This window comes from Mycolicibacterium fallax, from assembly GCF_010726955.1.
In the GTDB taxonomy this organism is placed as follows: Bacteria; Actinomycetota; Actinomycetes; order Mycobacteriales; family Mycobacteriaceae; genus Mycobacterium; species Mycobacterium fallax.
In genome coordinates this window covers 1,282,064-1,308,365 of record NZ_AP022603.1, presented here as the reverse complement: position 1 = coordinate 1,308,365, position 26,302 = coordinate 1,282,064, and the positions used below count along the sequence as shown (strand labels likewise).

Annotated in this window: 22 protein-coding genes and 1 pseudogene; 16 read left to right on the top strand and 7 right to left on the bottom strand. The window is 71.9% G+C overall.

From position 1 onward, the window contains the following. Positions 1-4 precede the first annotated feature (4 nt). On the top strand, positions 5-2,251 hold the full coding sequence (locus G6N10_RS06185; RefSeq protein ID WP_085099232.1) for a heavy metal translocating P-type ATPase: 2,247 nt from the start codon (positions 5-7) through the stop codon (positions 2,249-2,251). A 4-nt stretch (positions 2,252-2,255) separates the two neighbouring features. Here the strand turns inward: G6N10_RS06185 and G6N10_RS06180 are convergent, their stop codons facing one another. Continuing rightward, positions 2,256-4,202 carry a cytochrome c oxidase assembly protein gene (locus tag G6N10_RS06180; RefSeq protein ID WP_109750596.1) on the bottom strand — a complete coding sequence of 649 codons (1,947 nt, stop codon included), beginning with the start codon at positions 4,200-4,202 and terminating at the stop codon, positions 2,256-2,258. Positions 4,203-4,325: 123 nt separating this feature from the next. Here G6N10_RS06180 and G6N10_RS06175 point away from each other — a divergent pair, with 123 nt between their 5' ends. The 3 genes from G6N10_RS06175 to G6N10_RS06165 all read left to right on the top strand — a co-directional run bounded on the left by G6N10_RS06175 (position 4,326) and on the right by G6N10_RS06165 (position 5,739). Further along, a complete protein-coding gene (locus G6N10_RS06175; protein WP_085099235.1) occupies positions 4,326-5,012 on the top strand; it encodes a DUF5134 domain-containing protein in 687 nt (228 codons plus the stop codon). 62 nt (positions 5,013-5,074) lie between these two features. Beyond that, positions 5,075-5,326: a type II toxin-antitoxin system prevent-host-death family antitoxin gene (locus tag G6N10_RS06170; protein WP_085099238.1), complete on the top strand. Its 252-nt coding sequence runs from the start codon at positions 5,075-5,077 to the stop codon at positions 5,324-5,326. Further along, a complete protein-coding gene (locus tag G6N10_RS06165; protein ID WP_085099241.1) occupies positions 5,323-5,739 on the top strand; it encodes a type II toxin-antitoxin system VapC family toxin in 417 nt (138 codons plus the stop codon). The genes G6N10_RS06170 and G6N10_RS06165 overlap by 4 nt, the downstream gene beginning before the upstream one ends. 76 nt (positions 5,740-5,815) lie before the next feature. Here G6N10_RS06165 and G6N10_RS06160 read toward each other — a convergent pair whose 3' ends face one another. Continuing rightward, positions 5,816-6,529 carry a zf-HC2 domain-containing protein gene (locus tag G6N10_RS06160; protein WP_085099244.1) on the bottom strand — a complete coding sequence of 238 codons (714 nt, stop codon included), beginning with the start codon at positions 6,527-6,529 and terminating at the stop codon, positions 5,816-5,818. Between the two features lie 143 nt (positions 6,530-6,672). On the opposite strand from G6N10_RS06160, the gene G6N10_RS06155 reads away from it, so the two are divergent. After that, positions 6,673-8,070 (top strand): class II 3-deoxy-7-phosphoheptulonate synthase, encoded by a 1,398-nt coding sequence (locus G6N10_RS06155; protein WP_085099247.1) that lies wholly within the window; start codon positions 6,673-6,675, stop codon positions 8,068-8,070. 126 nt (positions 8,071-8,196) lie between these two features. Here G6N10_RS06155 and G6N10_RS06150 read toward each other — a convergent pair whose 3' ends face one another. Next, positions 8,197-9,438, bottom strand: a complete 1,242-nt coding sequence (locus G6N10_RS06150; RefSeq protein ID WP_109750597.1) for a protein kinase domain-containing protein — start codon at positions 9,436-9,438, stop codon at positions 8,197-8,199. 64 nt (positions 9,439-9,502) lie between these two features. Here G6N10_RS06150 and G6N10_RS06145 point away from each other — a divergent pair, with 64 nt between their 5' ends. Next, positions 9,503-9,907: an Rv2175c family DNA-binding protein gene (locus G6N10_RS06145; RefSeq protein ID WP_085099253.1), complete on the top strand. Its 405-nt coding sequence runs from the start codon at positions 9,503-9,505 to the stop codon at positions 9,905-9,907. A gap of 31 nt (positions 9,908-9,938) precedes the next feature. Here G6N10_RS06145 and G6N10_RS06140 read toward each other — a convergent pair whose 3' ends face one another. Further along, the gene (locus tag G6N10_RS06140; RefSeq protein ID WP_109750598.1) at positions 9,939-11,474 is read right to left on the bottom strand and encodes an alpha-(1->6)-mannopyranosyltransferase A; all 1,536 of its coding nucleotides are present in this window, start codon (positions 11,472-11,474) and stop codon (positions 9,939-9,941) included. 6 nt (positions 11,475-11,480) lie between these two features. Then, positions 11,481-12,554, bottom strand: a complete 1,074-nt coding sequence (idsA2, locus tag G6N10_RS06135) for a bifunctional (2E,6E)-farnesyl/geranyl diphosphate synthase (protein WP_085099256.1) — start codon at positions 12,552-12,554, stop codon at positions 11,481-11,483. 191 nt (positions 12,555-12,745) lie between these two features. Between idsA2 and G6N10_RS06130 the strand changes: the two are divergent. Then, positions 12,746-13,694 (top strand): annotated as a pseudogene (locus tag G6N10_RS06130) (methylenetetrahydrofolate reductase); the annotation flags it as partial. Here the strand turns inward: G6N10_RS06130 and G6N10_RS06125 are convergent. Together G6N10_RS06125 and G6N10_RS06120 are read right to left on the bottom strand one after the other, a co-directional pair. Then, positions 13,675-14,367, bottom strand: a complete 693-nt coding sequence (locus tag G6N10_RS06125) for an LppM family (lipo)protein (RefSeq protein ID WP_085099263.1) — start codon at positions 14,365-14,367, stop codon at positions 13,675-13,677. The pseudogene G6N10_RS06130 and the gene G6N10_RS06125 overlap by 20 nt on opposite strands. A gap of 26 nt (positions 14,368-14,393) precedes the next feature. Next, positions 14,394-14,963, bottom strand: a complete 570-nt coding sequence (locus tag G6N10_RS06120; RefSeq protein WP_234810653.1) for a GNAT family N-acetyltransferase — start codon at positions 14,961-14,963, stop codon at positions 14,394-14,396. Between the two features lie 329 nt (positions 14,964-15,292). Here G6N10_RS06120 and G6N10_RS06115 point away from each other — a divergent pair, with 329 nt between their 5' ends. The 9 genes from G6N10_RS06115 (at position 15,293) to murD (ending at position 26,298) form a co-directional block, all read left to right on the top strand. After that, positions 15,293-15,688, top strand: coding sequence for an SCO2097 family morphological protein (locus G6N10_RS06115; protein ID WP_085099269.1), 396 nt, complete (start codon positions 15,293-15,295; stop codon positions 15,686-15,688). A 258-nt stretch (positions 15,689-15,946) separates the two neighbouring features. Then, positions 15,947-16,378 carry a division/cell wall cluster transcriptional repressor MraZ gene (gene mraZ / locus G6N10_RS06110; protein ID WP_085099272.1) on the top strand — a complete coding sequence of 144 codons (432 nt, stop codon included), beginning with the start codon at positions 15,947-15,949 and terminating at the stop codon, positions 16,376-16,378. Further along, the gene (rsmH, locus tag G6N10_RS06105; RefSeq protein ID WP_085099275.1) at positions 16,353-17,513 is read left to right on the top strand and encodes a 16S rRNA (cytosine(1402)-N(4))-methyltransferase RsmH; all 1,161 of its coding nucleotides are present in this window, start codon (positions 16,353-16,355) and stop codon (positions 17,511-17,513) included. The genes mraZ and rsmH overlap by 26 nt, the downstream gene beginning before the upstream one ends. Then, entirely contained in the window at positions 17,510-18,721 is a 1,212-nt protein-coding gene (locus tag G6N10_RS06100) for a cell division protein FtsL (RefSeq protein WP_234810642.1), read from the top strand. Before rsmH ends, G6N10_RS06100 begins: the two co-directional genes overlap by 4 nt. Further along, positions 18,718-20,634 (top strand): peptidoglycan D,D-transpeptidase FtsI family protein, encoded by a 1,917-nt coding sequence (locus G6N10_RS06095; protein WP_085099278.1) that lies wholly within the window; start codon positions 18,718-18,720, stop codon positions 20,632-20,634. The genes G6N10_RS06100 and G6N10_RS06095 overlap by 4 nt, the downstream gene beginning before the upstream one ends. A 72-nt stretch (positions 20,635-20,706) precedes the next feature. Continuing rightward, a complete protein-coding gene (locus G6N10_RS06090; RefSeq protein WP_085099281.1) occupies positions 20,707-22,236 on the top strand; it encodes a UDP-N-acetylmuramoyl-L-alanyl-D-glutamate--2,6-diaminopimelate ligase in 1,530 nt (509 codons plus the stop codon). After that, complete coding sequence (locus G6N10_RS06085) at positions 22,233-23,777, top strand: UDP-N-acetylmuramoyl-tripeptide--D-alanyl-D-alanine ligase (RefSeq protein ID WP_085099284.1); 1,545 nt, start codon at positions 22,233-22,235, stop codon at positions 23,775-23,777. The genes G6N10_RS06090 and G6N10_RS06085 overlap by 4 nt, the downstream gene beginning before the upstream one ends. After that, positions 23,774-24,853: a phospho-N-acetylmuramoyl-pentapeptide-transferase gene (mraY, locus tag G6N10_RS06080; protein WP_085099285.1), complete on the top strand. Its 1,080-nt coding sequence runs from the start codon at positions 23,774-23,776 to the stop codon at positions 24,851-24,853. Before G6N10_RS06085 ends, mraY begins: the two co-directional genes overlap by 4 nt. Before the next feature lie 2 nt (positions 24,854-24,855). Then, positions 24,856-26,298 (top strand): UDP-N-acetylmuramoyl-L-alanine--D-glutamate ligase, encoded by a 1,443-nt coding sequence (murD, locus tag G6N10_RS06075; protein ID WP_085099288.1) that lies wholly within the window; start codon positions 24,856-24,858, stop codon positions 26,296-26,298. The last annotated feature ends 4 nt before the right edge of the window (positions 26,299-26,302 follow it).

Genomic DNA, 26,302 nt, shown 5'->3' with positions numbered 1-26,302 from the left:
GCCAGTGACCGCCGAGGTCATCGCCGAACCGGATGCGGCGCCACACCGGGTCCGCCTCGATGTCGGCGGGATGTCCTGCGCGGCGTGCGCCGCGCGGGTGGAGACCAAACTCAACCGGCAGCCCGGGGTGCACGCGTCGGTGAACTTCGCCACCGGCGTCGCCACCATCGACGCCCCCGGCAGCCTCGACGAGGACGCGCTGTGCGAGGTCGTCACCAAGGCGGGCTATGAGGCCAGCCCACACGTCGAGGGCGCCGGACCCGGCCGGGACACCGACTCCGACACCGCCCGCGAGCTGATGCGCCGGCTGGCGGTGGCCGCGGTGCTGTTCGTTCCGCTGGCCGACCTGTCGGTGATGTTCGCGGTGGTGCCCAGCAGCCGGTTCGACCACTGGCAGTGGGTGCTGCTTGCGCTGGCCGCGCCGATCGTGACCTGGGGTGCCTGGCCGTTCCACCGGGTCGCGCTGCGCAACGCGCGGCACCGCACCGCCTCAATGGAGACGCTGATCTCGGTCGGGGTCACCTCGGCGACGGTCTGGTCGCTGTACACCATGTTCGGGCCGTCCGGCGCCGACACCAGCAGGCCCGACGGGATCTGGGCGGCGCTGACCGGCAGCGACTCGATCTACCTCGAGGTGGCCGCGGGCGTGACGGTGTTTGTGCTGGCCGGCCGCTATTTCGAGGCCCGGGCGAAGTCCCAGGCCGGCAGCGCGCTGCGGGCGCTGGCCGCGCTGAGCGCCAAGAACGCCGCGGTGCTGATGCCCGACGGCAGCGAGCTGGTGATCCCCGCGGGCGAGCTCAAGGAACAGCAGAAGTTTGTGGTCCGGCCGGGCCAGACCATCGCCGCCGACGGCCTCGTCGTCGACGGCGGGGCCGCCATCGACATGAGCGCGATGACCGGCGAGGCCACCCCGGTGCGCGCCGACGCCGGCGACCAGGTGATCGGCGGGACCGTGGTGCTCGACGGCCGGTTGGTGGTGGAGGCCGCCGCGGTCGGCGCCGACACCCGATTCGCCGGGATGGTCCGGCTGGTCGAGGAGGCCCAGGCCCAGAAGGCCGACGCCCAGCGGCTGGCCGACCGGATCTCGGCGGTGTTCGTCCCGGCGGTGTTCGTGATCGCCGCGGCCACCCTGACCGGGTGGCTGCTGGCCGGCGCCGGGTCGGACAAGGCCTTCGGCGCGGCGCTGGCGGTGCTGGTCATCGCCTGCCCGTGCGCGCTGGGCCTGGCCACCCCGACGGCGATGATGGTCGCCTCCGGGCGCGGCGCTCAGCTGGGCATCTTCCTGAAGGGCTACCGGGCGCTGGAGGCGATCCGGGCGGTGGACACCGTGGTGTTCGACAAGACCGGCACCCTGACGATCGGGCGGCCCACCGTCACCGAGGTGACCGTCACCGAGGGCTGGCAGCGTTCCGAGGTGCTGGCGGTGGCCGCAGCGGTGGAGAGCGCCAGCGAGCATGCCGTCGCGGTGGCGATCACCACCGCGTTGGCCGACGCCGAGCCGCCGGAGGTGACCGAATTCGTCGCCACCGCCGGCCGCGGGGTGTCCGGGCTGGTCGACGGGCGCCGCGTCGAGGTCGGCCGGCCGGCCTGGGTGACCCGGGGCGGCGACGCGCCGGCGAGCCTGTCGGCGGCCCGGCGCTGCGCCGAGCATCGCGGCGAGACGCTGGTCTATGTGTCCGTCGACGACGAGGTGTGCGGCGCGATCGCGGTCGCCGACACGGTCAAGAAGTCGGCGCCGAATGCGATCGCCGCGCTGCACGAACGCGGCCTGCGGACGGTGCTGCTGACCGGGGACAACGCCGCCACCGCCGGCGCGGTCGCCGAGCAGGTCGGCATCGAGGAGGCGATCGCCGACGTGCTGCCGGAGGGCAAGGTCGACGTCATCGAGCAACTCCGCGAGCAGGGCCGAGTGGTTGCCATGGTCGGCGACGGCATCAACGACGGCCCGGCGCTGGCGTCGGCCGACCTGGGACTGGCGATCGGGCGGGGCACCGACGTGGCGATCGGCGCGGCCGACGTCATCCTGGTCCGGGACAACCTCGACGTGGTGCCGCAGGCGCTGGATCTGGCCCGGGCCACCATGCGCACCATCAAGGTGAACCTGGCCTGGGCGTTCGGCTACAACGTGGCGGCCATCCCGATCGCGGCGGCCGGGTTGCTCAACCCGCTGATCGCCGGCGCGGCGATGGCGTTCTCGTCGTTCTTCGTGGTGTCCAACAGCCTGCGGTTGCGCAAGTTCGGCACCCGCTGACCGGCTACTGCCGGTGCTTGGCCAACTCGGCGAGCATCGCGTTGTAGGCGTCGAGGTCATCGCCCTCGTCGGGGTAGCCGGCATCGGCGTGCCGGTCGGCCCGGCGGGCTTGACGTTCATCCGAACGCGCCCACTGCGCCACCAGCGCGATCACCACCACGACGATGGGCAGCTCCGAGGAGCCCCAGGCGATCGAGCCGCCCAGGTGCTGATCGTCGACCAGGTTCGGCACCCACGGCAGGTCCAGGTACCCGTAGAACGGGCCGCCGAGGATTTCCTTCATCGTCATCAGCGCGATGCCGAAGAACGCGTGGAACGGCATCACCGCGAACAGCAGCGCCAGCCGGCCGAGGAACGGCAGTCGCCGCGGGCCGGGGTCGATGCCGATGATCGCCCAGAAGAACAGGTAGCCGGTGAGGAAGAAGTGCAGGCTCATGAACTCGTGGCCCCAGTGGTAGCGGACCAGCGTGTTGAAGATCGGGGTGAAGTAGACCGCGTAGAGCGACGCGACGAACAGGATGTAGGCCGTCACCGGGTGCGCCAGGAACCCGGTCACCCGGGAATGCACCAGCTTGAGCAGCCATTCCCGCGGGCCCGGCGGCTGATCGTGGCTGGCCGGGGTCAGCGCCCGCAGCGCCAGGGTCACCGGACCGCCGAGCACCATCAGCACCGGAACGAACATGTTCAGCAGCATGTGCTCGGCCATGTGCACGCTGAACATCGCCGACCCGTAGGACCGCAGCCCGGAGCCGGTGCCGATGACCAGCAGCAGGCAGCCGATCTGCCAGGACAGCAGCCGGCCCATCGACCAGGCGTCGCCGCGGCGCCGCAACCGCAGGTAGCCGACCAGGTAGAGCCCGGCCGCGACCAGGGCGGCCGCCCCGATGAAGGTGTCGAAGCGCCACACCGTGGCAAGCCGCAGCGCGGTGGGCGCGCCCGGCAGTTCGTAGCCCAGGAAGATGTCCCAGATCGTCGCGTCGAAGTTCAACAGCCGCGGTGCCGCGCGGACCGCCATCGCGGTCACCGCGGCGAGCACGGCGATCATGGCCAGCCCGGTGCCGATCGGGTAGCCCGGCCCGAACGCCGGCTTGTCCCGCAGCAGGTACCGGTTGATCGCGTCGTTGACGGTGACCCCGATCATCAGCACCGCGGCCAGCGTCAGCAGCCGGCCGTAGCCGGTCTGGGTCAGATCGGCCGGTGAGCCGAGCAGCACCGCGGCCAGCATCGCGCCGTAGAGCAGCGCGATCGCGCCGACCACCAGCAGTACCGTGGTGATGCGCTTGTGGAGTTCGGCCGCGGGACGGCCGATCATGGTCGCGACCCGCAGTCCGGCCGAGACCGCCACCATGGTGGCGAACACGATCGCGGCGCTGCTGGCGTAGTCGTGGTCGGCGCCCTGGGCGGCGTTTCCGCTGACCGGCAGCGCGACCACCGCGACGGCCGCCGGGATCAGCAGCACCGCGTGCGGAACCCAGCGCAGCGTCAGTCGCAGCGTCACGGCGAGCACCGCCGCACACACCGCCACCACGACCCAGGCGCGGGCCATTTCCGATACCGCCAGCGCGTCGGAGAGCCGGCCGCTGCTCAGCACGGTCAGGGTGTCGGTGCCGACGGCGTTGGCGGCCTGCACCGGCACCATCAGCACCGCGGCCAGCAGCCAGATCCCGGAGCTGATCTCGGCGAGGCGGTGCAGCCGGAACGCCGGCGCGTCGATGGTGCCGTTGTCATCGGGGCGGCCGGTGATCACCACGTAGAGCAGCGCGCCGATGGTCAGGGCGCCGGCCAGGGCTGCGGTGAAGTAGCCGACCGGTCCGGCGATGGTGGTCAGCGGGCCGGGTATGGCGACCCGGGACTCGGCAAACCGGCGCTCGGCGGTGAGCAGGGCGTAGACCGCGAGGGCAATCGCTGAGGCCGTGTATCCGCCGATCAAGGGCCACGAGCGACGCATCATGCCTCCGATTTTACGACGCGGCGTCGTAGATCTCCGACCCGCGGGGAACCGTGCGCCTCCTGTAGTCGACCATAGCGATGTGGATACCAACACCGTGCCCGCCGCCCGCCGGGGTCCCGCCGCATGATCGCCGATCCGCTGCTGCGCTGGGTGGTGACGGTGCTGTTCGTCGTCGCCGCCGGCATTTTCGTGACCGCGTTGGCCTCCGGGCGAGCGTCCGGGCCGCGCCGGGTCAGCGAACTGCTGCACGTGGTGATGGCGGTGGCGATGGCGGTGATGGCCTGGCCGTGGGGGCTGGGGGTGCCCAACGCGGCGGGGATGGTGTTCTTCCTGCTCGCCACCGGATGGTTCCTGCTGCGTGGAGCCTGCGGGAGCGGCGCGATGTGCGGCGGGCCGATCGCCTGGTACCACGCCGCGATGATGGCCGCGATGGCCTGGATGTACGCCGTGATGGGCGCGCTGGTGCCGGGGCAGCACGGGTCTGGACACCATGGCGGCGGACAGCACGGTGGCGGACAGCACGGCGAGCACGCGATGGCCGGTGAGCACGCGATGGCCGGTCACCTGGGCATGGGCGCGATGCCCGATCCGGCCGGTGCAGCCGCGGCGGACCCGGGCTGGATCACCGGCGTGAACTGGTTCTGGACCGGGTTCTTCGCCGTCGCCGCGGTGATCCTGGCGTACCGCTACTTCGACGGCCGGCGGCAGCACCGCAGCGCGGCGCCCGAGCTCAGTGCCGACGACGCCGGGGTGCTCGGGCAGGCCATGATGGCCGCCGGCATGGCGATCATGTTCGCCGTGATGCTGTAGAGCTCTGCCTTCTCGGCCCCGGAACCTGTTAAAATACCTACAGTAGGTACATAGGGGGCGGTGTGGGCACCACAATCACCAGTCGCGAGTTCAACCGCGACGTTTCAGCGGCCAAGCGAGCCGCCGAGCACGGGCCTGTCACGATCACCGACCATGGGCGGCGTTCGCACGTCCTGCTGACCGCGGAGGACTTCGACCGCCTGACCGGCGGCGGCGACCTCGTCGGCGACCGACTGTGGGCGCGGGGTACCGAAGACATCGAGTTGGAGCTGCCGGAACGACGCGTGGAGACGCCGCGCGAGCTCGACCTGTGAAGCTCCTCCTCGACACGAACGTCATCAGCGATGCCCGACTGAAGCGGTCCTCGGCGCTGATGTCCTGGCTGGCAGGCCAGGAGATCGGGAACCTGGCGCTCAGCGTGATCACCATGTTGGAGCTCGAACGGGGTGTCCGGAGAAAGGAGCGCACCGACTCCAGCGGTGCACGGCCGCTCCGTCTCTGGCTTGAGCAGGACGTCCGGCCCATGTTCGAGGGGCGCCTGCTTCCGGTGGATGAGCCGACGGCGATCACGGCCGCCGGGCTGCACATCCCGGACCCGCTGCCGGAGATGGATGCCCTCATCGCATCGACGGCCATCGTGCGCGACCTGGTGCTTGTCACCCGGAACGTCAGGGACTTCCAACGTACCGGCGTGCGCCTGCTGAATCCCTGGGAGTCGGCTTCCTGACGTTCCGGCGAGGCCTCCTAGGCGGCGGAAGCGGTCCGGGGGCCTTCTCAGGCGGCGGAGCCGTCGGTCGGCCTTCTCATGCGGCGGAGCCGTCGGTCGGCCAGAGGTGCCGACGACGGCCGGGGGAGGCCCGGTCCGGGACGACGACCGGGGCCGAGGAATCCTGGGCGCCCACCGGCGTCCCCGAACCTCCGTGGCCGGTGGAACGCCACAGCAGCACGGCGAGCACCGCCGCGATCAGCACCGGCAGATGCGAGAGCACCCGGGTCGGGGTCACCGCCCCGCCGATCGCGTCGGCGACGACGTAGCCGCCGAGCACGACGGTGAACGCCGCCAGCACGACGGCCAGGCCCGCGGCGGCCACCGGGCGCAGCGCGGCGGCCAGCATCGCCACCCCGAGCGCCAGCGTCCAGGCGGTCGATTCGTTGAGCAGGTGGGCGCCATGGCCGGCGCCGTGGCCGATGCCCAGGTCGCCGGTGCCGGCCTGCAGCCCCGCCAACCCGATCTGGGTCACCCCGACCACGCCGAGGGCGATCCGCAGCGCGGGCTCCCGCCGGGATGGCCGGGCGGGCGCGGCGCGGTCGTCATCGTCGGGGTTCAGCGCGGTCAAAGCGGGGCCGCCCCGGCCCACCAGTCCCCGCAGCAGCTCGGCCTGCCGACGCGCCCGGATGTGCCAGTCGGTGCAGTCGGCGCAGCCGGCTAAGTGCTCGTCGACCCGGGCGGCGGGCACCGGTTCGCGCTCGCCGTCGATGCGGGCCGACAGCGCCTCGCGGGCGACGTCGCAGTTCATGGCTGTCAATCCTAGGTCGGGTCGGGTGGCGCGACGGTTCGCGCATGACTATTGGTCGGGCGCGGGGCCGGGTTTTCTCCCGGGGTTTTCCGCTGGCCCCGCCGCCGGGAAATTCGCTGGTGCATCACGGTTACCATGGACGGGTGAACTGGACTGTCGACGTTCCCATCGAACAGCTGCCCTCCCTGCCCCCGCTGCCGGAGGATCTGCGCGCGCGGCTGGAGGCGGCGCTGGACAAGCCCGCGGTGCAGCAGCCCAGCTGGGACCCGGAGCAGGCCAAGGCCATGCGCACCGTGCTGGAGAGCGTGCCGCCGATCACGGTGCCCTCGGAGGTGGAGAAGCTCAGCGCTCAGCTGGCCCAGGTGGCCCGCGGTGAGGCGTTCCTGCTGCAGGGCGGCGACTGCGCCGAGACGTTCGCCGACAACACCGAACCGCACATTCGGGCCAATATCCGCACGCTGCTGCAGATGGCGGTGGTGCTGACCTACGGCTCCAGCATGCCGGTGGTCAAGCTCGCCCGCATCGCCGGGCAGTACGCCAAGCCGCGGTCCTCCGACATCGACGCGTTGGGTCTGAAGTCGTACCGCGGCGACATGGTCAACGGCTTCGCGCCGGAGGCCGCGGTCCGCGACCACGACGCGTCGCGGCTGGTTCGGGCCTACGCCAACGCCAGCGCCGCGATGAACCTGGTGCGGGCGCTGACCTCCTCGGGACTGGCCTCGCTGCACCTGGTGCATGACTGGAACCGGGAGTTCGTCCGCACCTCGAAGGCCGGGGCCCGCTACGAGGCGCTGGCCGGGGAGATCGACCGCGCGCTGCGGTTCATGTCCGCCTGCGGGGTCAACGACCGCAACCTGGAGTCCGCGGACCTGTTCGCCAGCCACGAGGCGCTGGTGCTGGACTACGAGCGCGCGATGCTGCGGCTGGCCGACGACTCCGACGAGGCCGGCGGCAACCTCAAGCTCTACGACCTGTCCGCGCACTACCTGTGGATCGGCGAGCGGACCCGTCAGCTCGACGGTGCGCACATCGCGTTCGCCGAGGTGATCGCCAACCCGATCGGCGTCAAGATCGGCCCGACGACCACCCCGGAGCAGGCCGTCGAGTACGTCGAACGCCTGGATCCGCACAATGTCCCGGGCCGGCTGACGCTGGTCAGCCGGATGGGCAACGGCAAGGTCCGCGATGTGCTGCCGCCGATCATCGAGAAGGTGCAGGCCTCCGGCCACCTGGTGGTCTGGCAGTGCGATCCGATGCACGGCAACACTCACGAGTCGTCCACCGGGTACAAGACCCGGCACTTCGACCGGATCGTCGACGAGGTGCAGGGCTTCTTCGAGGTGCACCACGGGCTGGGCACTCACCCGGGCGGCATCCACGTCGAGATCACCGGTGAGAACGTCACCGAATGCCTCGGCGGCGCGCAGGCCATCTCCGACGACGACCTGGGCGGCCGCTACGAGACCGCGTGCGATCCGCGGCTCAACACCCAGCAGAGCCTGGAACTGGCGTTTCTCGTCGCCGAGATGCTGCGCGGTTAAGGAGCGCAGCGACCAGCGCGGCAGGCTCGGCGTTCGGACACCGCCGAGATGCTGCGCGGTTAAGGAGCGCAGCGACCAGCGCGGCAGGCTCGGCGTTCGGACACCGCCGAGATGCTGCGCGGCTGACTAGAAGTATCCGGGCAGGTTCGCGCCGAGCGCCCAGCCGGCCGCCGCCACCAGCGCGGTGAGCACCGCGACGACCAGCACCGAGATCAGCAGGTTGCGTTGCCCGCGGTGCCGCTCCCAGGCCAGATCGGCGATCTCGACACCGGCGAACCGGGTTCGGGCATAACCGGTTTCGCGGGGATCCACCTCGAAGTCGCCGTAGCCGTCCTCGGCGATCGCGGTGACGTCGTGCGCCACCCGCCCGCGGGGATGGCGGTCGGTTTCCCGCTCGTCGGCGGTGCCGGCCCAGTCGCCGGGACCGCGGGTGAGGTGCCGGGTGCGATGGCGTGCCGGCTCGGTGCCGACGCGCTCGGTGCCGACCTGGTCGGCGCTGGCGTGCTCGGCGGAGTCGCGCGGAGCGGGCACCCTAAACGGTGGCAGCCCCAGTTCCTCGACGATCGCCTCCAGGTCGGCGCCCATCTCGTCGGCGTCGGCGTAGCGCTCGTCGCGGTCGCGGCGGGTGGCGCGGGCGACCAGCTCGTCGAACTGCACGGGCACCCCGCCGATCAGGCTGCTCGGCGCCGGGACGTCGGTGTCGATGCGCCGGTAGGCGACCGCCAGCGGAGAGTCGCCGTCGAACGGGGTGTGGCCGGTGAGCAGCTCGAACACCAGCACCCCGACGGCGTAGATGTCGCTGCGCGGATCGGCGTCGCCGGTGCTGACCTGCTCGGGGGACAGGTAGGCGGCGGTGCCGAGGATGACGCTGGTGGAGGTGATGCCGGCCTGCGCGACCGCCCGGACCAGCCCGAAGTCGGCCAGCTTGACCTCGCCGTCGTCGGAGATCAGCACGTTCTCCGGTTTCACGTCACGGTGGATCAGCCCGGCGTGATGCGCTACGGCCAGCCCGGCCAGCACCGGGCGCAGCACCGCCGCGACGGCATGCGGCGGCATCGGACCGCGTTCGCGCAGCAGTTCCCGCAGCGTGCCGCCCTCGACGAGCTCCATCACCAGAAACGGCGAACGCCCGTCGACGCCCTGGTCGTAGACCGCCACCAGGGCCGGGTGCGACATCCGGGCGACCGCCCGGGCCTCCAGCTGAAACCGGGTCAGGAACTGCTGGTCGCCGGCGTAGCGGGAGTCCATCACCTTCAGCGCCACCGGGCGGTCCAGCCGCAGGTCAACGCCCCGGTAGACGGTGGACATGCCGCCGGAGGCGACGACGTTCTGCACCTGGTAGCGGCCGTCGAGGGTGGCGCCCTGCAACTCTTCCGGTGTCACGGACCCATCGTAGGGGCCGAGTCTGCGGGCTTGGCCCTACACTTGCCCGGTGAGTAGCATTCCCGCCGGTCAGGACGTGCTCGATCCCGACGAGCCCACCTACACGCTGCCCGAGGTCGCCGAGATGCTCGGTATCCCGGTGACCAAGGTGCATCAGCAGTTGCGCGACCGCCATCTCGTCGCGGTGCGGCGCGACAAGGTGATCGTCATCCCGCAGGCGTTCTTCACCCCACCGGGCCGGGTGGTCAAGCAGCTGCCGGGCCTGCTGGCGGTGCTGAACGACGGCGGCTACGACGACACCGAGATCCTGCGCTGGTTGTTCACCGCGGACGACACGTTGACGATCACCCTCGATGGATCCGCCGAACCGGTGCACAACGCCCGCCCGGTGGACGCGCTGCATTCCCATCAGGCCCGCGAGGTGATGCGCCGCGCGCAGGCACGCGCCTTCTGAAACCTCCCGGGCAGGGAGGGGTCGGCCGGCGTCAGCTCGCCGCGGCGGGCTGCTGCGCCGCCGCGTCGTCGCCGGCCTGCTCGGGGCGGGACAGGTAATACCAGGCCCCGATCGCGCAGCCGGTCGCCAGCGCGACGTGCAGCAGCGAGTACATGCCGTGGCTGCCGTCGGGTTTGAAGATCACCATGATCCAGGTGGAGAACCCGGCGACCAGCGCGATCGCGGACCGCGAGGCGATCAGCGCCGCGCCGACGGCCAGCGGCCAGCTGTAGTACCAGGGCAGCGCGGCCGGCACGAACAGCACCACCACGACCATGGCCAGGCTCATCCCGATCAGCACGTCCCGGTCGGTGCGCCGGTACCGCCACCACAGCACCGTCAGGGCGGCGGCGATGATGAGCAGGCCGGCGATCCGGGTGACCTCCAGCACCGCGTAGAAGTTCACCGTCATGAACAGCCCGCCGATGGCGTTGGTCAGATTCGCCACGGCGGTGGGAATGGTCAGCCAGTTGATGATCTTCACCGAGCCGGCCAGGGCGGTCAGCCAGCCCAGTCCGACGCCGGCGGCCAGCGAGGACACCGCGAACACGACGACGAAGATCAGTACCGAACTCGCCCCGGCGACCAGGAAGGCCACCGGCGAGCGGTAGCCGCGCCGGCGGGCCAGGTTGCGCATCCACACCCAGACCAAAAACGGCGCGGCGATGCCCGCGGTGGCCTTGACCGCGGTGGCCAGCGCCACCAGGGTGAACCCGGTAACCGCTCGGTCGGCGAAGATCAGCGCGATCCCGGCGGCCATCAGCCCGGCCATCAGCATCTCGTTGTGCACGCCACCCATCAGGTGCAGGATCACCAGCGGGTTGAGCACGCACACCCACAGCGTCGAGGTGGTGTTGGCGCCGACGTGCCGGGCGATCCGGCGGGCGGCCCAGATCAGCAGCACCAGCCCGGGCAGCATGCCCAGTCGCAGCAGCATGGCGCCGGCCACCACGTTGTCGCCGACGATCGTGGTGACGAACCGGGCGACCAGGATGAAGGCCGGGCCGTACGGGGCGGTGGTCGTCATCCAGATCGGGCTGACGTCGTCGAGCAGCCCGTTGTCGTTCTCGATCGGGCCGACCGCGTACGGGTCGAAACCGTCCCGCAGCAGCGCGCCCTGGGCCAGGTAGGAGTAGGTGTCGCGGCTGAACAGTGGCACCGACAGCAGCAGCGGGGCCAGCCAGAATCCCGTCGTCGCGATCATCGTGTAGTCGTCGGTGCGGCCCGCCAGCATCCGCCGGCCCAGCCACAGCCAGGCCACCAGCATCACCGCGACGCCGCCCCAGAGCAGCACCGAGGACACCACCAACCCGTGGCCGAACCGCAGCCAGGACAGGTGCAGGGTCTCCAGCAGCGGGTCGTGCACCCGGGTGCTGCCTGCGCCCAGGCCGCCCGCGGTGACCGCCACCGCGCCGGCCAGCCCGAGCATCGCCGGGCGGGACCGGTCGGAGCGGGTGAATTCGCGCAGCCGTTGCCACTGCCCGGCCGGTGTGCCGGTGTGGACGTCGGGGGAGGAGCCGGTCGTCATGGCGGCTCAGGCGCTGCGGTGGGCGGCCAGCCGCGCCAGGTCGGTCAGTCCCGCCTTGGCCTGCGGGTTGATCGGGGCGGCGGCGAGCTGGTCCAGGGCCCGGGTGCTCAGCATCCGAATCCGGTCCTCCACCGCCGCGTGCGCGCCCACCGCGTCGATGACCGCGCAGAGTTCGCGCACCTGGGCGTCGCTGAGGTCGGTGCCGATAGAGCTGCGCAGCAGCCGCTCCGCGGCCGGGTCGGTCGCCGCGGCGCGTTCCACCGCCTCGGCCAGCAGCACGGTGCGCTTGCCCGACCGCAGATCGTCGCCGGACGGTTTGCCGGTGACCGCCGGGTCGCCGAACACCCCGAGCAGGTCGTCGCGCAGCTGGAACGCCACCCCCAGGTCGTTGCCGATCCCGTGGAACAGGGCCTGCACGTCGGGGCGGTCGGCGGCCGCGGCGGCGCCGAGTTGCAGCGGCCGGGCGACGGTGTAGGACGCGGTCTTGTAGGTGGCGACCTGCATGGCGGACTCGATGGTCGGCGCGCCGGAGGATTCCACCACGATGTCCAGGTACTGGCCGCCGAGCACCTCGGTGCGGATGTCGGACCAGATCCGCTGCACCCGTCGGCGGGCGTCGTCGGGCAGGTCGAGGGTGGCGACCAGGTCGTCGGCCCACACCAGCGACAGGTCGCCGAGCAGGATGGCCGCGGACATGCCGAACTTCTCCGACGAGCCGCCCCAATCGTTGCTGCGGTGCAGGTCGGCGAAGCGGACGTGGATGGTGGGCATGCCGCGCCGGGTGCCGGAGTCGTCGATGACGTCGTCGTGGATGAGTGCGCAGCCGTGCAGCAGTTCCAGCGCGGCGAACAGCGGCAGCACCGCGGCGTCCGAGGGTGCGTCGCCGTCGGCGGTCTCCTCGACGACGGCGCGCCAGCCCCAGTAGGCGAAGGCCGGGCGCACCCGCTTGCCGCCGTTGAGGACGAAGTCCTCCAGGGCGCCGATCAGCCGGTGGTAGTCCGGGCCCATGTACGCCGCATCCCGACGCCGGGTCGACAGATATGTCCGGAGTTGCTCGGTGACGGCACCGGCCAGTTCCATGACCGACGGTGCCGCTGCGTTGTCGCTCAGAGCAGCGCCCCTTTCTCCTGCGGTATTGCGCTCTACAGCCTAGATCGTCGGGGATTTTTTCGAACGACGGCCGGGGATCGGCGCAATTTCGCCCGGGATCGTTGCCGGCGGAAGGGCCTCGCCGGCCCAGCCCGGCCGGCGAGGCCTCCTATGCTGGCGGGGTGAGCGCCCAGCATCCCGATGGCCCGACGGTGTCGGTGGTGGACCGGATTGCCGAGATCGCCGTAGCCCGGACGCCCTTCTCGGTCGAATTCTTCCCGCCGCGCGACGAAGCCGGCGAGGCGCAGCTGTGGCGTGCCGCGCGCGCGTTCGAGCCGCTGGACCCGGCGTTCGTCTCGGTCACCTATGGGGCGGGTGGCACCACCCGGGACCGCACCGCGCGGATCGTGGGGGAGTTGGCCGCGACGACGTCGCTGCTGCCGGTGGCACATCTGACCGCGGTGGGGCACAGCGTCGCGGAGCTTCGCGAGTTGATCGACCACTTCGCCGCGGTCGGGGTGCACAACGTGCTGGCATTGCGCGGCGACCCGCAGGGCGGGGTCCGCCAGGAGTGGGTGCAGCACCCCGAGGGGCTGGCATACGCCGTCGAACTGGTGGAGCTGATCACCGCCGCCGGCGGTTTCCACGTCGGGGTGGCGTCCTTCCCGGAGGGGCATCCGCGCGCGATCAACCTGGCCGCCGACACCGCGAACCTGGTCAACAAGCTGCGGGCCGGCGCGGAGTATTCGATCAGCCAGATGTTCTTCGACGTCGAGGACTTCCTGCGGCTGCGGGACCGGGTCTGCGCGGCGGACCCCGAGCAGGGTGCCAAGCCGCTGATCCCGGGCCTGATGCCGATCACCTCACTGCGGTCGGTCAGCCGGATGGTGGAGCTGATGGATTCGCAGATCCCGACGTCGGTGCTGGAGCGGCTGAGCCGGGCCGCCGGCGACGGGCCGGCGGAGAACCGGGATGCGGTGCGTCGGGCCGGCATCGAGCTGGCCACCGAGATGAGCCGACGGCTGATCGACGAGGGCGTGCCGTGCCTGCACTTCTGCACGCTGAACTTCGCCAAGGCGACCAGCGAGGTGCTGACGAACCTCGGGCTGACTCAGTCCCGGGTCGGCTCGGGTGCGGTCACCCGCGGCGACTGATCCCGGGTCTTCCAGGCCAACGCGCCGACGGCCAGGGCGACGGCCAGCGCGGCCAGCGCCATCCACCTGGCGGCGCCGTTGAACAGCCGGGTGCTCGGGTCGGTGTAGCGGGCCTGGGCGGTCATGGTGTTGACGATGCCGGGCTTGAGCTGCCATTCCACCGTCGAGGTGGACACCCGCTCGCCGTTGGTGGAGGTGATCTCGCCGGGGAACGCCACGCTGAGCTTGACCTCGTTGTCGTCGGTGCCCAGTGAGGTGAGGTCGACCCGGCCCTCCAGGATCACCAGTTCGCCGGCCCGCCGGAACGCCAAGTCGACGCCGGCGGCGTCGGAATTGAGGTCGGCCAGCTGCGGGACCTCGGCGAAGGTCAGGTTGGAGAACACCGCCTCCGAGCCGACGAAGCCGTCCCGCTTGTACCTGGTGACGGCGACCTTGTGGCCGAACGGCAGGTCCTTGCTGAACTGCGGCCCCGGGTCCGCGTCATTGCGGGGCTTGGCCGCGGCCATGATGTAGCCGGACACCGTGTCGTTGGGGGAGACGGTCAGTGTGGCGCGGACGCGCACGCAGCCGGCGGCCAGCGGGGACAGCAGCAGCAGCGCAGCGACCAGCGCCAGCAGGCGGATTCGACGGGCTCGACGGGGGGCGCGCACCCGGCCATCGTGCCAGATCGGGGGTCTCAGAGCGGCAGAGACCGGCCGAGGATGGCAAACGGCCGGGGATCGCCGGCGAAGCGATAGCCGCGGATGACGTCACCGAATCCCAGCCGGCGGTACAGCCGCCAGGCCCGATTGTCCTCGCCGTCGATCTCCGGGGTGGACAGCAGCACGTTCGCCTCGGTACGGCCCTGCACCAACCGGCGGACCAGGGCTTCGCCCAGTCCGCGGCCCTGGGCGCCGGGTTCGACGTGCAACTCGGTGAGCTCGAAGTAGTTGGTCATCAGCGCCGCGATCTGAGCTTCGGGCAGCCCGGCCTGGCGCAGCCCGGCCAGCACCTGCTGCTGCCACCAGTGGTCGGGGGCACCGCGGTAGCCGTAGGCCACCCCGAGCAGCCGGCCCCGGCGCAGGTCGGCGTCCGCCGGGGGCGCCTCGGGTCCGAACGCCCGGTCGAGCTCCAGCGCGGCGACACCCTTCCAGCCCGGCCTGCGGGAGTGTTCCAGCCAGAGCGCGGCGCGCTGGTTCTCGGTGCCGCGCGGATAGCGCATCGCCTGCACGTAGACGCCGAGCGCCTCCCGTAACCGGCCGGCCATATCGTCGACCGACAGATCGATGAGATAGAGGGTGGTCGAGGAGCCTGTCACGATCGCGGGCCTTCCCGATAGACCTGGTGGGCGGGGACGATGGCACCGTCGGGCGCCGTGGCTTCCCATTATCGTCGGGTCCGGACCGGAGCTGTCCACACGGTACGCACGGTGCCGGAGTGACTCGGCGTCTGGAGCTGGCGCCCGACGGACTAGAATCACTGAGGAACAAGGTGGTACAGCGCTGGATCACCTCGTATCATGGAGCCAACCGTCCGGCATTGCTCGGACAACCTCGTCATCGGAAAAACGACCGCCGCCCCGGCAAGGAGGGAAGAATGCCACTCTCCGAGCATGAGCAGCGCATGCTCGACCAGATCGAGAGCGCTCTGTACGCCGAGGACCCCAAGTTCGCCTCCAGCGTGCGCGGCGGCTCGATGCGTGCGCCGTCGGCGCTGCGGCGCCTGTGGGGCGCCGGACTGGTCGTGCTGGGGTTGGCGATGCTGGTGACCGGGGTGGCCGTCACGGCCACCCGGATCGGCGACTTCCCGGTGCTGTCGGTGCTCGGCTTCCTGGTGATGTTCGGCGGCGCGTTGTTCGCCGTCACCGGCTCCCGGAAACCGACCGCGCCGAACGTCACCGACATTTCCGCCGCCGGTAAGCGCGGCAAGGGACACGGTGGATCGTTCAGTAACCGCATGGAAGATCGGTTCCGGCGCCGTTTCGAGGAGTAGTCGGCCACCGCGCCCCACTTCTCCCCCCACGCGAAGCCCAGGTCTATGACCTGGGCTTTCGTCATTTCTGCCGGCGGTCAGATCGGGCCCCGGGCGGGTTCCTGGGCCAACTTCGGGGGAAAAGTGGGGCGCGACACGTTCTGAGTGGATCTATATGGAGCGATGTGGGGCATTGTGGGGTATCGTGGCTGACATCGGAGCGAGCGGCCGAATGGATCCCGGCCCTCGCTCCCCGGGCCCAAGGCGGGGAGGTGTCGAGTGTTTCTCGGTACCTACACGCCCAAGCTCGACGACAAGGGCCGGCTGACGCTGCCGGCCAGGTTCCGCGACGCACTGGCAGGAGGGTTGATGGTCACCAAGGGCCAAGATCACAGCCTCGCCGTGTTTCCCCGGGCCGAGTTCGAGGAACGCGCCCGCAAGGCCGTCGCCGACGCGAAGGCCAACCCGGAAAAGCGGGCCGACCTGCGGGTGTTCGCCGCAGCGGCCGACGAGCAGCATCCGGATGCGCAGGGCCGGATCACCCTGAGCGCCGACCACCGGCGGTACGCGGACCTGTCCAAGGACTGCGTAGTGATCGGCTCGGTCGACTACCTGGAGATCTGGGACGCCCAGGCCTGGCAGGACTACCAACAGACCCACGAAGAGAACTTCTCCGCGGCCGGCGATGAAGCACTTCGCGACAGCATCTGATCTGGAGGTCAACCCGGACCGCGCACCGCGGTCTCTGTCCGAACCGACCCTGGCGTACTTCCCCAACGCCAGGTGCGCGACGTCGGACAGGGGCCACGGTGCACGGGCCGGGATTCGGAATCGATGTGGAGGTGGTGCGGTGGCCGACGATCCCGGGCGATACGGGCATGTTCCGGTGCTGCTGGACCGGTGCATCGAACTGCTCGCGCCGGCGCTGACCGCTGCCCAGTCCGACGGCACCGGGGCCGTCATCGTCGACGCCACCCTGGGTGCCGGTGGCCATTCCGAGGCGCTGCTGACGCGCTATCCCGGACTGCGGGTGATCGGCCTGGACCGCGACCCCTCGGCGCTGGCGATCGCGGGGCAGCGACTGGCCGGCTTCGGTGACCGGTTCACCGCCGTCTACGCCCGCTACGACGAGATTGGCCGGGCGCTGGCCGAATCCGGCTTGCCGGCAACCGCTTCCATCGACGGGGTGCTGTTCGACCTCGGGGTGTCCTCGATGCAGCTGGATCGCGTCGAACGCGGCTTCTCCTACTCGGCCGACGCGCCGCTGGACATGCGGATGGATGATGGCCTCTCGGTCACCGCCGCCGACATCCTCAACGAATATCCGCAGGGCGAAATCGCCGCGATTCTGCGGGAATTCGGCGAGGAGCGCTTTGCCGGACGGATCGCCGGCGCGGTGGTGCGCCGCCGCGCCAGCGCCCCGCTTCGGACCACCAGTGAGCTGGTCGAGCTGCTCTACCAAGCGATTCCGGCCGCGACCCGGCGGACCGGCGGACACCCGGCCAAGCGCACCTTCCAGGCGCTGCGGATCGCGGTCAACGCCGAACTCGACTCGCTGCGGCAGGCCCTGCCGGCGGCGCTGGAGGCCGTCCGCCCCGGCGGGCGGGTGGTGGTGATGGCCTATCAGTCGCTGGAAGACCGGATCGTCAAACAGGTCTTCGCCGCCGCGACGGCGAGTCGCTCGCCGGCCGGTTTGCCGGTCGAACTGCCTGGCTACGGACCGGAGTTCACCGCGCTGACCCGGGGGGCCGAGCGTGCCGACGACGACGAGATCGAACGCAATCCGCGCAGTGCGCCGGTACGACTGCGTGCCGTGCAGCGCCGGATGGAAGGGGACGGGCGATGAAGACCGGGCGCAAGAGCCAGGCGGGGGAATCACCGGCGGCCGCCCGCGGGCGTCGCGGCGAGCCGGTTCGGCAGGGCCGCAGCGGATCCGGGCGCGCCGAGCAGCCCGGCCGTCGCAAGGCCGCGGCTGCCGGTGGGGCGTCCCGGCGCGGCGCCGACGCCCCGGTGCGCGGCCAGCGTCCGCCCGCCGAACGCGCCGGCCGGGCGCGCACCCCGGGTTCCCCGGCGCCGGCCCGCGAGGGTCGACCCCGCGCGCCGCGCACTGCCGCGGCGCCGGCCCGGACTCGGGCCAACAGCGCGGGCCAGGCGAAGGCTCGGGCCAAGGCGCGTAAGGCGAAGGCGCCCAAGCTGGTTCGGGTTCCGCTGCGGGTTCGGCTGATCAACCGGCTGTCCTCGATCGACCTGAACCCGCGCACCCTGGCCGCCAAGGTGCCCTTTGTGGTGTTGGTGATCGGCTCGCTGGGCTTCGGTCTGGCCGCCACGCTGTGGCTGTCCACCGACGCCGCCGAACGGTCCTACCAACTGGGCAATCAGCGGCAGCTCAATCAGGCGCTGTCGCAGCAGAAGGAATCGCTGGAGCGCGATGTGCTGGAGGCGCAGGCCGCGCCCGCGCTGGCCGAGGCCGCCCGCGAGCTGGGCATGATCCCGTCGCGCAACACCGCGCACCTGGTGCAGGATGCCGCCGGGGCCTGGATGGTGGTCGGTACGCCCAAGCCTGCCGAGGGGGTGTCGCCGCCGCCGCTGAACGTCAAACTGCCCGACGAGAAGCCGGCCCCGCCGCCGGCCCGCAAGCCCGACCCGGCCGCGGCCCTGGAACGCCCGGTCGTGGTGCCCGGACCGTCCGCGGCCGGCGCGCCCACCGTGCCACTGGCCGGCTCGCCGGTACCCGGTGTTCCGGTGCCCGGCGCGGCGATCCCCGGTGCCCCCGGCGCTGTCACCCCCGGCGCCGAGGTGCCGGTCCCGGTCACCCCGCACGGCGACGCGCTGGCGCCGGTGCCCCGGCCGGTGCCCGGGCTGGCCCTGCCTCCGGCGCCGGCCGCCGCGCCGCTGCCCGGAGCCGTTGTCCCGCAGCCGGTTTCCCCGCTGGCCGGCGCGCCGGTCGCACCCGGCCCGGCGCTGCCCGGTCCCGCGCCCACCGCCCCGGCGGTCGACCCCGTCGTCCCCGTCGCGCCGGCACCCGTCGCGCCGGTGCCCGGAGCCGCGGCATGAGCCGCGACCGGCAGCGCCGGCCGGCGCCCCCGGCGGCCGAGGGCCGGGCGTTGACCGCCGGTCACAAGGCCGATCAGCGCCGAACCCGTGAGGCAACCGAAACGGTAAGCAGCACCGCGTCGTTCGCGTTCCGCAGCCGGGCCGGCAACATCGTGATGGCGCTGGTGCTGGTCATCGCCACCGCCCAGCTGTTCTACCTGCAGGTCCCCGGTGCCCCGGCGCTGCAGGCCCAGGCCGCCAGCCAGCTCAAGGTCACCGACGTCGAGCAGGCCGTACGCGGGGCCATCGTCGACCGCAACAACGCCAAGCTGGCGTTCACCGTCGAGGCCCGCGCGCTGACCTTCCAGCCCGACGTGGTCCGCAAGCAGTTGCAGGTCGCCCGCGACAAGTCGAGCACCGAACCCGAACCTGATGCGCGGCTGCGGGAGATCGCCAAGGGCGTGTCGACCCGACTGAACAACAAGCCGGACTACGTCACCGTGCTCAAGAAGCTGCGCAGCACCAAGCCGTTCGAATACCTCGCCCGCGCAGTCGATCCCGCCATCGCCACCGCGATCACCAAGGAATACCCGGAGGTCGGCGCGGAACGACAGGACCTGCGCCAGTACCCCGGCGGCGCGCTGGCGGCCAACATCGTCGGCGGCATCGACTGGGACGGTCACGGCCTGCTCGGTCTGGAAAGCGCGATGGACTCGGTGCTGGCCGGCGCCGACGGCTCGATCACCTACGACCGCGGCTCCGACGGCGTGGTGATCCCCGGCAGCTACCGCAACAAGCACAGCGCCGTGGACGGCTCGACGGTGCAGCTCACCCTCGACAACGACATCCAGTTCTACGTTCAGCAGCAGGTCCAGCAGGCCCGCGACCTGTCCGGGGCCAAGAACGTCTCGGCCGTCGTGATGGACTCGCGCACCGGCGAGGTGCTGGCGATGGCCAACGACAACACCTTCGACCCGTCCCAGGACATCGGCCGGCAGGAACACCGGCAGATGGGCAACCCATCGGTGTCCGCGCCGTTCGAGCCGGGCTCGGTCAACAAGATCATTACCATGGCCACCGCGATCGAACTGGGGCTGACCAACCCCGACGAGGTCTTCCAGGTACCCGGCACCATCCAGATGGGCGGGGTCAGCATCAAGGACGCCTGGGGGCACGGCACCGTGCCGTTCACCACCACCGGGATCCTCGGAAAGTCCTCCAACGTCGGCACCCTGATGATCGCCCAGCGGGTCGGCCCGGAGCGGTTCGCCGACATGCTCGGCAAGTTCGGCCTCGGCCAGCGCACCGGCGTCGGGCTGCCCGGCGAGAGCGCCGGCCTGGTGCCGCCGATGGATCAGTGGTCGGGCAGCACCTTCTCCAACCTGCCGATCGGGCAGGGCCTTTCGATGACGCTGCTGCAGATGACCGGGATGTACCAGGCCATCGCCAACGACGGGATGCGGATTCCGCCGCGCATCGTCAAGGCCACCATCGACGCCGACGGCAACCGCACCGAGGAGCGCCGCCCGGAGGGCGTGCGGGTGGTCTCGGCCGAGACCGCGCGCAGCGTGCGCAACATGCTGCGGGCCGTGGTCCAGCGCGACCCGATGGGCTACCAGCAGGGCACCGGGCCGTCGGCCTCGGTCGAGGGCTATCAGATGGCCGGCAAGACCGGCACCGCCCAGCAGATCAACCCGGCCTGCGCCTGCTACTACGACAACGTCTACTGGATCACCTTCGCCGGACTGGCCACCGCCGACGACCCGCGGTACGTGATCGGCATCATGATGGACGCCCCGAGCCGCAACGCCGACGGCACGCCCGGCTACTCCGCGGCCCCGCTGTTCCACAACATCTCCGCGTGGCTGATGCAGCGCGCCAACGTCCCGCTGTCGGCCGATCCGGGCCCGCCGCTGCTGCTCGAGGTCATTTAGCGGGTGCCCGGGCACCGGCCGAGGCCGAGCAACCCGATGACCGCGACACCGGTCACTGGCTAAGCTGTCCCGATGCCCGCACCCCTTCGTCCCAAACATGTTGCGGGCGTGCGCCTGGCGGAACTCACCGAGCAGGCCGCCGGCAGCGGACCAGGCACCGATCTGCTGCTGACCGGGGTGACGCTGCGCGCCCAGGACGTCATGGCGGGCGACCTGTTCGCCGCGCTGCCCGGCACCGCCGCGCACGGCGCCGACTTCGCCGCCGACGCGGTGGCCCGCGGCGCGGTCGCCATCCTCACCGATCCCACCGGGGCCGAGCGCGCCGAGCACGCCGGTGTCCCGGTGCTGGTGGTGCCCGACCCGCGCGCGGTGCTCGGCGCCGTTGCCGCCCGGGTCTACGGCGACCCGTCGCGCCGGCTCACACTCATCGGCATCACCGGCACCTCCGGCAAGACCACCACCGCCTACCTGGTGGAGGCCGGCCTGCGGGCGGCCGGCCGGGTCGCCGGGCTGATCGGCACCGTCGGGATCCGGATCGACGGGGTCGACGTGCCCAGCGCCCTGACCACCCCGGAGGCGCCCGCGCTGCAGGCCCTGCTGGCGGTGATGGCCGAACGCGGCGTCGACACCGTGGTGATGGAGGTGTCCAGCCACGCCCTGGAACTCGGCCGGGTCGACGGGACCGGGTACGCGGTCGGCGGGTTCACCAACCTGTCCCGCGATCACCTGGACTTCCACCCCAGCATGGCCGACTACTTCGAGGCCAAGGCCCGGCTGTTCGACCCGGCCTCGGCGGTGCACGCCGGCGCCGCCGTGGTCTGCGTCGACGACGACGCCGGCGTGGCGATGGCCGCCCGGGCCACCGACCCGGTGACGGTCTCGGCGACCGGCCCGGCGGACTGGACCGCCGCCGATCCGGCGGCCACCGCGACCGGCGGCCAGGAGTTCACCGCGGTGGCCCCCGGCGGGGGGCACCACCGCATCGCGATCCCGCTGCCCGGCCAGTTCAACGTCGCCAACTGCCTACTGGCGCTTGCGCTGCTGGACGCGGTCGGGGTCGGCCCGGAGCAGGCCGCGCCGGGCCTGCGGGAGGCCCGGGTGCCGGGCCGGCTGGAACCCGTCGACGCCGGCCAGGACTTTCTGGCGGTGGTCGACTACGCGCACAAGCCGGGCGCGCTGCGCGCGGTGCTGGAGACGCTGCGCGGCCGCCGGGCCACCGGGCGGATCGCGGTGGTGTTCGGCGCCGGCGGTAACCGGGACACCGGCAAACGGGCGCCGATGGGTGCGGTCGCCGCCGAGTTGGCCGACCTGGTCGTGGTCACCGACGACAACCCGCGCGACGAGGACCCCGCGGCAATCCGCGCCGAGGTGCTCGCCGGGATCGATGCGGCCGCGACCACCGAGGTCCGGGAGATCGGCGATCGGGCCGAGGCGATCGCCGCCGCGGTGGCCTGGGCCCGGCCCGGCGACGTCGTGCTGATCGCCGGCAAGGGACACGAGAGCGGCCAGACCGCGGGCGGGCAGACCCGTCCGTTCGACGATCGAGCCGAGTTGGCCGCCGCGTTGGGCCGGCGCCGCGGCCAGGGAGGGACACCGTTGTGATCGCGCTGACCCTCGCCGAGATCGCCGACATCGTCGGCGGCCGGCTCGCGGACATCGACGACGCCGCCGCGGCGGCCACCCGGGTCACCGGGACCGTCGAATTCGATTCCCGCGCCGTCACTTCCGGCGGCCTGTTCCTGGCGATGCCGGGTGCGCGCACCGACGGCCACGATCACGCCGCCGCGGCGATCGCCGCCGGTGCGGTGGCGGTGCTGGCCGCCCGGCCGGTCGGGGTGCCGGCGATCATCGCCCCGCCGGCGGCCGGGCCCGCCGGGGCCGGGGTGCTCGAACACGACCGGGACGGCTCCGGCGCGGCGGTGCTGGCCGCGCTGGCCAAGCTGGCCGCCGAGGTGGCCCGCCGGCTGACCGCCGACGGGCTGACCATCATCGGGGTGACCGGCTCGTCGGGCAAGACCTCGACCAAGGACCTGCTGGCCGCCGTGCTGGCGCCGCTGGGGGAGGTGATCGCGCCGCCCGGATCGTTCAACAACGAGCTCGGCCATCCCTGGACGGTGCTGCGCGCCACCACCTCGACCGATTACCTGATCCTGGAGATGTCGGCCCGGCACCCCGGCAATATCGCGGCGCTGGCCCGGATCGCGCCGCCGTCGATCGGGGTGGTGCTCAACGTCGGCACCGCCCACCTCGGTGAGTTCGGTTCGCGCCAGGCCATCGCCGACACCAAGGCCGAGCTGGTCCAGGCCGTCGGGGCCAGCGGGGCGGTGGTGCTCAACGCCGACGATCCCGCCGTCGACGCGATGGCCGAGCAGACCGCCGCCCGGGTGATCCGGGTGTCCCGGGCGCCCGGGACCGGCATCGGGCTGTGGGCCACCGACGTCGTGCTCGACGGGCTGGCCCGCCCGCGGTTCCGGCTGCACCGGCCCGACGGCGACGCCGTGCCGGTCGCGCTGGCCGTGCACGGCGACCATCAGGTGTCCAACGCGTTGTGCGCGGCCGCGGTCGCGCTGGAATGCGGCGCCGACCTGACCCAGGTGGCCGACGCGCTGGCCGGCGCCGGGCCGGTGTCGGCCCGCCGGATGCAGGTCAGCACCCGTGCCGACGGCGTCACCGTCGTCAACGACGCCTACAACGCCAACCCCGATTCAATGACCGCCGGCCTCAAGGCGCTGGCCTGGATGGCCCGCGGGGAACCCGGCGCCGAGCGGCGGCGCAGCATCGCGGTGCTCGGCGAGATGGCCGAGCTGGGGGAGGACGCGATCGCCGAACACGACCGGATCGGCCGGCTGGTGGTGCGGCTGGACGTGTCCCAGCTGATCGTCGTCGGCACCTCCCGGCCGATGGGCGCGATGTTCAACGGCGCGGTGATGGAGGGCTCGTGGGGCAGCGAGGCGATCGCCGTCGAGGACGCCGCGGCCGCCCTCGAGCTGCTGCGCACCGAACTGCGGCCCGGTGATGTGGTGCTGGTGAAGGCGTCGAACTCGGCGGGATTGGGCGCGCTCGCCGAGACGGTCGCGGCCGACATCGCTGGCGACCCGGGTGCGCGGCACCCGGGCCCGGTGCGGGATGATGCTCCGCGATGAGACTGATCCTGATCGCTGTCGGCGTTTCGCTGGCGGTGTCGATCCTGCTGACACCGGTGCTGATCCGGCTGTTCACCAAGCAGGGCTTCGGCCATGAGATCCGCGAGGATGGGCCGCCCAGCCACAAGACCAAACGCGGCACCCCGTCGATGGGTGGCGTGGCGATCCTGGCCGGCATCTGGGCGGGCTACCTGGTCACCACGCTGGTCAGCGCCGGCCTCGGCGGCGACGGCCCGACCGCCTCGGGGCTGCTGGTGCTGGGCCTGGCCAGCTCGCTGGGTGCCGTCGGCTTCGCCGACGACCTGATCAAGATCCGCCGGTCCCGCAACCTGGGCCTGAACAAGACCGCCAAGACGGTGGGCCAGATCGGCGCCGCGGTCATCTTCGGTGTGCTGGTGCTGCAGTTCGCCAACGCGCGGGGCCTGAGCCCGGGCAGTACGCAGCTGTCCTATGTTCGCGACATCGCCACCGTCGCCCTGGGGCCGGTGCTGTTCGTGGTGTTCGTGGTGATCCTGGTGTCGGCCTGGTCGAACGCGGTCAACTTCACCGACGGGCTCGACGGCCTGGCCGCCGGCTGCATGGCGATGGTCAGCGGCGCGTACGTGATCATCACCTTCTGGCAGTTCCGCAATCCGTGCGCGACCGCGCCGGAGGCCGGCTGCTACAACGTCCGTGATCCGCTGGACCTGGCGCTGATCGCCGCCGCCACCGCGGGCGCCTGCATCGGCTTCCTGTGGTGGAACGCCGCGCCGGCAAAGATCTTCATGGGTGACACCGGATCGTTGGCGCTGGGCGGCGTCATCGCCGGGCTGTCGGTCACCAGCCGCACCGAGCTGCTGGCGGTGGTGCTGGGCGCACTGTTCGTCGCCGAGATCGTCTCCGTCGTCGTGCAGATCGTGGCCTTCCGCACCACCGGGCGCCGGGTCTTCCGAATGGCGCCGTTCCACCACCACTTCGAGCTGGTCGGCTGGGCCGAGACGACGGTCATCATCCGGTTCTGGCTGTTGACCGCGATCGCCTGCGGGCTCGGTGTCGCGTTGTTCTACAGCGAGTGGCTCACCGCGATCGGCGACTGAGCATGGACACCGTGCCGGGCCCGGGCACCCGGGTGCTGGTCGCCGGGGCGGGAATGACCGGGCAGGCGGTCTGCCGGGCGCTGGCCGGACTCGGGGTGTCCGCCGACCTCACCGACGACAATGCCGCCGCGCTGGCAGATTCGCCCGGCGCGCGGGTGCTCGGCACCGCCGAGGCCGTCGCCCGGATCTCCGAGTACGACCTGGTGGTCACCAGCCCCGGGCTGGCGCCGACGGCACCGGTGCCCGCCGCCGCGGCGGCCGCCGGGACCGCAATCTGGGGCGACGTCGAGCTGGCCTGGCGGCTGGACGCGGCCGGACACTACGGACCGCCGCGGCGCTGGCTGGTGGTGACCGGCACCAACGGCAAGACCACCACCGTCTCGATGCTGCACGACATGCTGACCGCCGCCGGGCGCACCTCGCTGCTGTGCGGCAACATCGGCCGGCCGGTGATCGACGTGCTGTCCACCCCGAGCGAACTGCTGGCCATCGAACTGTCCAGCTTCCAGCTGCACTGGGCGCCGTCACTGCGCCCGGAGGCCGGCGCGGTGCTCAACATCGCCGAGGATCACCTGGACTGGCACGGCTCGATGGACGCCTACGCCGCGGCCAAGGCCGTCGCCCTGCACGGCCGGGTCGCCATCGCCGGAATCGATGACGGCGGCGCCCGGGAACTGCTGGCGGCCGCCGAAGCGCCGGTCACCGTGGGGTTCACCCTGGGCGCCCCGGGACCCGGACAGCTGGGGGTGCGCGACGGCGTGCTGGTCGACCGGGCGTTCGGCGACGGCGAGCTGGCGCTGGCCCGGGCCGCGGACATCACCGTCGCCGGTCCGGTCGGGGTGCTCGACGCGCTGGCCGCGGCCGCGCTGGCCCGGGCCGTCGGGGTCGGGCCGGCGGCGATCGCCGCGGCGCTGGCGTCGTTTCGGGTGGGCCGGCACCGGGCCGAGCCGGTGGCCACCGTGGACGGGGTGCGCTACGTCGACGACTCCAAGGCCACCAACCCGCACGCCGCCGAGGCGTCGTTGCTGGCCTACCCGCGCAGCATCTGGGTGGCCGGCGGACTGCTCAAGGGCGCCTCGGTCGACGAGCTGGTGTGCCGGGTGGCCGATCGGCTGGGCGGCGCGGTGTTGATCGGCCGGGACCGCGCCGAGGTTGCCAAGGCGTTATCACGACACGCCCCCGATGTACCCGTCATCCATGTTGTGGCGGGGGAGGATGCTGTGGTGCATGGGACTTCTGAGGCTGATGTGACTCATGTTGTTGACGGTGCCCGAGAAACCCTAGGGGCCCAGGTGATGGCGGCGGTCGTCGCGGCCGCCCGCCGGCTGGCCAAACCGGGCGACACCGTCCTACTGGCCCCGGCCGGGGCGTCCTTCGACCAGTTCGCCGGGTACGCCGATCGCGGCGACGCCTTCGCCGCCGCCGTCCACGATCTCAGCCGGTAGACCC

Bases quoted from the DNA above. Each gene is read 5' to 3' on its own strand.
- G6N10_RS06180 (WP_109750596.1), bottom strand. From the start codon at position 4,202: ATGATGCGTCGCTCGTGGCCCTTGATCGGCGGATACACGGCCTCAGCG.
- G6N10_RS06175 (WP_085099235.1), top strand. From the start codon at position 4,326: ATGATCGCCGATCCGCTGCTGCGCTGGGTGGTGACGGTGCTGTTCGTC.
- G6N10_RS06160 (WP_085099244.1), bottom strand. From the start codon at position 6,529: ATGAACTGCGACGTCGCCCGCGAGGCGCTGTCGGCCCGCATCGACGGC.
- G6N10_RS06140 (WP_109750598.1), bottom strand. From the start codon at position 11,474: ATGACGACCGGCTCCTCCCCCGACGTCCACACCGGCACACCGGCCGGG.
- idsA2 (WP_085099256.1), bottom strand. From the start codon at position 12,554: ATGGAACTGGCCGGTGCCGTCACCGAGCAACTCCGGACATATCTGTCG.
- G6N10_RS06120 (WP_234810653.1), bottom strand. From the start codon at position 14,963: ATGGCCGGCCGGTTACGGGAGGCGCTCGGCGTCTACGTGCAGGCGATG.
- G6N10_RS06115 (WP_085099269.1), top strand. From the start codon at position 15,293: ATGCCACTCTCCGAGCATGAGCAGCGCATGCTCGACCAGATCGAGAGC.
- rsmH (WP_085099275.1), top strand. From the start codon at position 16,353: ATGAAGCACTTCGCGACAGCATCTGATCTGGAGGTCAACCCGGACCGC.
- G6N10_RS06100 (WP_234810642.1), top strand. From the start codon at position 17,510: ATGAAGACCGGGCGCAAGAGCCAGGCGGGGGAATCACCGGCGGCCGCC.
- G6N10_RS06095 (WP_085099278.1), top strand. From the start codon at position 18,718: ATGAGCCGCGACCGGCAGCGCCGGCCGGCGCCCCCGGCGGCCGAGGGC.
- G6N10_RS06090 (WP_085099281.1), top strand. From the start codon at position 20,707: ATGCCCGCACCCCTTCGTCCCAAACATGTTGCGGGCGTGCGCCTGGCG.
- mraY (WP_085099285.1), top strand. From the start codon at position 23,774: ATGAGACTGATCCTGATCGCTGTCGGCGTTTCGCTGGCGGTGTCGATC.
- murD (WP_085099288.1), top strand. From the start codon at position 24,856: ATGGACACCGTGCCGGGCCCGGGCACCCGGGTGCTGGTCGCCGGGGCG.